1 protein-coding gene is annotated in these 549 nt (G+C 39.3%); it reads left to right on the forward strand.

Translation table 11 applies throughout. The annotated features are described in order from the left end of the window. Positions 1-356: 356 nt before the first annotated feature. Positions 357-549: Lrp/AsnC family transcriptional regulator (locus SB775_RS27360; RefSeq protein WP_410864276.1), on the forward strand; the 193-nt coding region annotated here is incomplete at its 3' end.

Genomic DNA, 549 nt, shown 5'->3' on the forward strand with positions numbered 1-549 from the left:
TCTTGTTGATTACATCCGTAGTGAAGCCAACAGCGATTGTGCTGCTCAGCTTTGTAGTGGTTCAGGGAATCTACTTCTGGATCATCCGAAATCGCTACTTGTTCCACTTGAAACGTTCCATGTAAATGAGAATGAAAGCAGACAGCCTCTTCAAAATGGAGAGGCTGTTTTATTTATTTATCTAAATAATATCATTAACGAAAATAAAAAAATGAAAATGCTTTCAACAATAAATTTTCTGAATAAATGTTGCATGTTGTCGAAATTCGTAATTACGTAATTCGACTGTATTTTCTATAAATGTACTGCTTGAAGGTTGTATTTTTGAAAAATAAGACGAATAAAGGTGTGATTATATGGAAGAGGTGTTCCGCCGTTCGCTTTATCCCGAATTGGACGATACCGATTACGGCATCATACGGGCCTTGCAGGAAAATGCACGACTGCCATTTACTCAAATCGCAAAGGACCTCGGCGTCACGGAGAAAACAATTCGGATGCGTGTCCAGCAAATGCAAGACGAAGGTATTCTGAGTCTGGTCGGCATCG

It is taken from the genome of Peribacillus sp. SIMBA_075 (assembly GCF_046534585.1).